This is a genomic window from Phenylobacterium sp. (assembly GCF_016793225.1).
GTDB lineage: Bacteria > Pseudomonadota > Alphaproteobacteria > Caulobacterales > Caulobacteraceae > Phenylobacterium.
Map to the genome: position 1 here is coordinate 1 of NZ_JAEUMN010000036.1, position 5,856 is coordinate 5,856.

The 5,856-nt window shown below is 70.0% G+C and carries 6 protein-coding genes; 3 read left to right on the plus strand and 3 right to left on the minus strand.

The annotated features are described in order from the left end of the window. A partial coding sequence (locus JNK30_RS04050; RefSeq protein ID WP_293480424.1) for a prolyl oligopeptidase family serine peptidase occupies window positions 1–1,045 on the plus strand: 1,045 nt, incomplete at its 5' end. Here the strand turns inward: JNK30_RS04050 and JNK30_RS04055 are convergent. The 3 genes from JNK30_RS04055 to JNK30_RS04065 all read right to left on the minus strand — a co-directional run bounded on the left by JNK30_RS04055 (window position 963) and on the right by JNK30_RS04065 (window position 4,331). Next, window positions 963–2,639: an asparagine synthase C-terminal domain-containing protein gene (locus JNK30_RS04055; protein ID WP_293480426.1), complete on the minus strand. Its 1,677-nt coding sequence runs from the start codon at window positions 2,637–2,639 to the stop codon at window positions 963–965. The genes JNK30_RS04050 and JNK30_RS04055 overlap by 83 nt on opposite strands. Window positions 2,640–2,767: 128 nt before the next feature. Next, window positions 2,768–3,436: a lasso peptide biosynthesis B2 protein gene (locus JNK30_RS04060; RefSeq protein WP_293480428.1), complete on the minus strand. Its 669-nt coding sequence runs from the start codon at window positions 3,434–3,436 to the stop codon at window positions 2,768–2,770. A gap of 268 nt (window positions 3,437–3,704) precedes the next feature. Then, entirely contained in the window at window positions 3,705–4,331 is a 627-nt protein-coding gene (locus tag JNK30_RS04065) for a GntR family transcriptional regulator (RefSeq protein WP_293480430.1), read from the minus strand. A 277-nt stretch (window positions 4,332–4,608) separates the two neighbouring features. Here JNK30_RS04065 and JNK30_RS04070 point away from each other — a divergent pair, with 277 nt between their 5' ends. Then, window positions 4,609–5,607, plus strand: a complete 999-nt coding sequence (locus JNK30_RS04070) for a toprim domain-containing protein (RefSeq protein WP_293480432.1) — start codon at window positions 4,609–4,611, stop codon at window positions 5,605–5,607. 82 nt (window positions 5,608–5,689) lie between these two features. Further along, the coding region (locus JNK30_RS04075; protein WP_293480434.1) for a ParB N-terminal domain-containing protein at window positions 5,690–5,856 on the plus strand (167 nt) is incomplete at its 3' end.

The window sequence follows — 5,856 nt, forward strand, 5'->3', positions numbered from 1 at the left end:
CGACGGGCGCGCCGCCGTTGTCCGCGTCGACCAGCAGGGCCACGAGGCTCGGCTCGAATGGCTGGGGCAGGATGGCCCATCGCGTGTGCTGGCCGAGATCAACACGGCCCTCGCCGATACCGACCCAGCGGATATCCGAGCCATCCGCCATCCCGGCCCGGACGGCCAGCCGTTGACAAGCTGGCTCTACCTTCCGCCGCGGCGCGGGGGTCCCCCACCACCCCTCATCGTCAAGGTCTACTCCGGCGACAACTACCGGGTCCCGCCGCCCTACAAAGCGCCTGTGCTGGGTCTGCAGGGCGACACGCGCGTGCTCCTGGGCCAGGGGTACGCGGTCCTGGCGCCCAGCCTGCCCCGGCCGATCGCACTCGATAGACCCGAAGAGCCCACGAAGGGCCTCGCCGGACGCATCCTCGCGATCGTCGATCAGGCTGCGCGGGATCCCGCGTTGGTCGGCGCCTTCGATCCCGACCGCCTGGCCCTCTGGGGGCACAGCTATGGCGGATACACCGTCATGGCGACGATCACCCAGACCGATCGCTTTCGCGCGGCCGTGGCCGTGGGCGGTTACGCTGATCTGGTGGCCAAATGGTCGTCGCTGCCGGCTCCGCATCGACCTCTCCAGGACGAGGGGGTGCGCAGCAACTATGTCACCGGCGGCATGGAATCCGGGCAAGGCCGCATGCGCGTTCCACCCTGGTCTGATCCCGAGCGCTATGCCCGGAACAGTCCCCTGCTCCAGGCCGACGCCATCACGACGCCCCTGCTCCTCGCCCACGGAGACCAGGACGGCGCTGTGCCCCTCACCCAATCGGAGGCCATGTTCTCTGCGCTGTACCGGCAGAACAAGGACGCGCTACTCGTCACCTACTGGGGCGAGGGTCACTACATCTCAAGCCCCGGAAACGTCCGTGACCTCTACGTGCGCGTCCGCCGCTTCCTGGACACCTATCTCGCGCCGACTAGGACCACCGAGACGCCCCCACGGCGTCCGGCACACGACCCTGCCAGTAACGCACCCAGGCTTCCACCGGCGCCGCGTTGAGGACGTCGTTCGGGCGACCGGCGTGGATCAGGTGGCCGGGATCAAAGGCGCGTTCCACCGCCGCACGGTCCAATAGCCCCGCTTCCGCGAGGCAGCCATCGCGCAGAAAGGGCAAGAGGGTCTCGCGGCTGGCCGCCACGAGCCGTGAGAAGTAGGCGGTCAAGCTGCCCTTGGACCGGCGTTGTCGGACCACATCCGGGATTCGGCCCGCCAACGCGTTTCGTGCGAAGGGCCGGTCCTGCGAGCCGGCCGCGAGGTCCGCCACCGGGATCGACAGGCAGAGTTCGATGATCGGCTGAGCGGCGAGCGGAAAGATGAGGTCGCCTCGCCTGCGGCGCCGGCAGTCGCCGCGAACCACGTGGATGTTTGCGAGCGCACAAATCTGCAGCTGGCGCGCCAACGGCAGGTCCCGCGCCGCGTGCTCCCAGGGGTGCACGGCGCGGCCGGCGATCTCGCGCGCATCCGCATTCATGAGCGTGGAGGCCGACTTCGGCAGGCCCCTACCGCGCTGCAGGCCCGCCCGTGCCTCGCGATAGACCGACCAAACGGGCTTGTGCAGCCGTCGCGCCGTCTCGACGAGCACCGGCGATCCGAGGGCCGCCGGTCCCCGGCGGCGTACCTCTTCGCTCGCGATCCAGGCCGTTGGCATCTGGTAGAAGACCGCGTCCCCTCCCTGCCCCGAGACGATGGCGTCCGCGCCACCGGCGTCGAGACGGCCGGCCATGTCGCGGTCGCGCGCTGCATCGGCGCCGTTGATCCCAGGCCAGAAGCTGGAGCCGAGTTCGGCGAAGTCATCAGGCGTCAGCGGTGTCATCGGCTTGCGCACGACCGTCAGGTGTCGATCCAGCCGATCCGTCACGGCCCGGGCATAAGCGCGCTCGTCGCCTTCCGGTCGGTCGTCCAGCCGGTGCACCCACTGCGTGACCCGCGCCACCGCACCGCTCTCGCCGAGCGCACCCGCGACAATCGAAGAATCCAACCCGCCGGATAGATCGACGAGCAGGCGCTCGAACTTCTCGACGCTGGCCGCCGTACAAGCATCGACGCGGTCCAGGAGTTCGCGCGCCAGGAGTTCGCGATCAAGGCGCGTGGGACTGCAGAAGTTGGCGGGCGACCACAAAAGCCGGCCCGGATCATTGCCGCGCACCCGGCAGACGGCGCCTGGCGGAACAATCCGCACATCATCGAGCAAGGAGGTCGCCGTTGCGCCGCCGGGGGCCGCCAAGCACATGGCAATCCGCTCCCAATGGAGCCCGAGGCGCTGCGGACGTAGCCAGCCCGGCGACGCGGACAGGTCGGACGCGATGACCCCGACGCCCTCACGTGTGGTCCACACACAGCATTCGAGCTCGCCGGAGGGGTCCCTCAACACGGAAGCTTCGGAAGACCCGCCCCTGAGGATCGCCACGTACCGCCCCCAATGAGCGCGCAGCAGTTCCGCGGCCAACGCGTCCGGCGCCAGCGGAGGTCCGGCGATCAGCGGCGACAGGTGCGGGGGAGCGCCCGGCATCGGATGAAGGTCGCCCAGGATGACGCCGGCCTCGTGCGGCAACCGGTGCAGGGACAGGCCTCCTCCGACCGTCCAGATCGCCATCTCAGAGGACGTGGTCCGTTGCAGCCAGCCGCTCTCTCGATGAAGCCGCGCGGTCGCGTCAGCGAACGGCGCGGCGTCCTCGGGACCGGGACCACGCACGAGGGCGATGTAATGCGCTCGGGGCGCCACTAGATCACCATGATGGGCGTCAACGCGACCAGGGCCTCGACGTCGTCGTCGAGCACGGTGTCGCCGCGCTGCAGCCAGCAATGGGCGCGGAACGGCCAAGTGCGCACGCCAAAGACCCATCGGGCGTCGTGCCCGTGGCGCCGAAGCAACCTGAGCAGCATGAACGACCGCAGCAGGCACTTGCCGGGCGCCGGTGCGAAGGGCGCCCATCTGTGAAAGCTCTCGACGAGGTCGAGCATCCGCGCGTCCGGCTTGTCGTTTCCGCCCGGGGTCGCGCCCTCGGCGGCCCACGCAACCAGCTTAGCCAACGGCCGCCGATGGTACGCCTGTGCGAGATCGAGAGTGGCCCGCAAGCCCCTGACGCCATCGCGCCATCCAGGTGGAGCGAAGTCTACGCCCACCGCGCTGATCGTCGCGACGGCAATCGGGTCGGGCAGGTCGCGCGGCGTCGCGTGATCGGCAATCAGGTCGGCTTGGCGCAGCTCTTCGGCGAAGGCGGGGTCTGCGACACCCAGCACGCGCTGCGCCGCGTCCAGCGACAGCCACCTGGCGGCCGACGGCACGCAGGCGTAGCGGTCGCGGGTGACATCCAGGAACACCGCGTCATCGCCGATGACAACCGCGTGGACGTCGCCTCGAAGCGCAGAAATTTGGGATGGGGTGCTCATGGCGAAGGCTGGCGCCAGGTGTCCCCGGCGCCAGCACCCAGCTCAGCTGTAGAGGATGAAGGGATCGTCCTCGAGCTCGTCTTCGCCCACGGGGGCGTTGGTCAGGGCGCGCGCGCTGCCGAAGCAGATCAGGCGCGACGTCGGCAGATGCAGCTTGGACATAGCAGACCTCTTTCGAGTGAATGACCGCCGGGATTGGCGGACAAGGCGATGACGCGCCTCGGGCTGGATATACTCAAACTATATCGTGGTATATTCGACTATATTCTCACTCGTTCTCGGGATTCTGGGGAGCGAGCAGCTGGGCCAGGGGTTCGGCCAGGGCCACACGGCGGCGGTGGAAGTCCTGGATCGCGGTTGGCCGGCTGGGGCGCTGCGACGGGTCGGCGAGCCGCTGTAGGGCCTGGGCTTCCTGCGCGAGGTCGTCGATGAGCTGGACCTCGCGGCGGCGGACCGGGGCCAGCTGCAGCATCGTGGTGCGGTAGGCGTCGACGATCACGCGGCTGCCAGACTCGGTCGCCCAGGCCAGGAAAAGACGCTCGACGGCGCGGACCGGGTCCTGCTCCTCTGGCGCGGGTGTTGAGCGGCTGGGCGGGCTGGGGCTTCGCGCCGCGCCCTGGCACATCAGGAGGAACTGCTCGCTGAGGCGATAGAGCACCGCGACATCGGCGGCGGAGAGCTCGGGGACGAAGAAGCCGTCGCCGCGGCGATCCTCCAGCAGCCCCTCGCCTGCCAGTCGGGAAAGGGCCTCGCGCACAGGCGTGTGGCTGAGCTTCAGCTGGTCGGCCACCTCCTTGGCGGTCACCCGCGCGCCGGGCTCCAGGGCGCCGTCGCGCAGACGTCGTCGCAGGTCGACCAGCGCCTGCCGGAAGGGTTCGAGCCGCTCGGGGGTCATGGCGCACGCTCCTGGCACTGTCACGGGGCCGTCACTCAACGCGCCACGACCCAGGCTGGCAAGGGCGATATATTCACCTCCTTAAGTCGAATTTCGGCGACAGGATGAAGAGGCGAGCAGTTCTTCGGAATTTTTGCCGTAAATCGGAAGCAAACCTGCCGATCAAATACTTTTGAGTGGCCAGACAGAAGGCGGCGCGGCAGTCCTATCGGACGGGGGCAGAGGGGAAGGGCCGCCCCGGTGACCCGGTTGGGGGTCTGGAGCGCGGAGGGGTTTGATGCCCGTCGCAACGACCTTGTCCCTGATACCCCTGGCGCGCGCCCTGGGCGGCGACGTCTACGCCGGCGGGCGGCGCGCCCTGGCGCCGGCGCCGGGGCATGACGCGGCCGACCGTTCAGTTTCGCTGGTGCTGATCGACGGGCGCGTCGTGGTGCACAGCTTCGGCGCGGCCGATTGGCGCGAGGTGCTCGACGACCTGCGGGCACGGGGCTGGATCGATGCGGACAATCGGCTGCTGGGCGGCGGCGGGGTGTCGGCACGGCCGCCACGGCCGGAGCGCAGCCGCGCCGAGCGCGAGCGCATCGCCCGGGCGCTTTGGGAAGCGGCGGGATCGGTGGCCGATGACGGACCGGCAGCCGCCTATGGGCGGTCGCGTGCGGTCGATCTCTGCGCGTTGAGACTGTCCGGCCTGCGCGCGCATGGCGCGGTTCCAACGCAGGTCTATGCCGATCGCGGCCTGCGGTTGGCGGGGCTGCTCGCAGGGGTTCGCAGCGCGGACGGCGCGATCACCGCCGTGGAAGTCACCTACCTCGATGCGCGCGGCGAACGCAGCCGCCTGGCCCGGCCGCCGCGTAAGGTGGTGGGCTCGATTCCAGCTGGGGCGGCGGTGCGTCTCGTACCGCGCGCCGTGGAGATGCTCGTGGCCGAGGGCGTGTTCACGACGCTGTCGGCGATGGCGCGGTTCGGTCTGCCGGGCTGGGCGCTGCTATCGACCAGCAACCTGCGGCGCTGGTCGGCGCCGCAGGGGGTCCGTCGCGTGCTGATCGCGGGGGACCGGGGGCCGGACGGCGAGCGCTCGGCCGGCATCCTGCTCGCCCGGCTGCGCAACGCCGGGGTGGTTGCCGAGGTGGTGCTGCCCCCCGTAGGCGCCGGCGACTGGAACGATCTGGCGCGGAGGGAGGACGAGGAAGGGCGGCGTGGGGCGCCCGGATCGCAGGGATGGTCCCTCGCGGCCGGGTGGGACCTGCCCCATGGCCACGACCCCATCCGTTCATGAAGCCCCATCCGTCTCCGAGACACCTGCCGAACGCCTGCCGAGGAGCTTTCCGCTCCGCGACCTCGCCGTCGCGCCCGAGAACATGCGCTTCGGTGAGGCGCCGGACGACGAAATCCCCGAACTCGCGGAGACCATCTTCGCCGCCGGCGTGCTGCAGCCGCTGACCGTGCGGCCGGGGAAGAAGAAGGAGAAGCCCGCCATGGCCCTGGACGGCCGGCGGCGCTGGCTGGCGCTGCAGCTGCTGCTGGA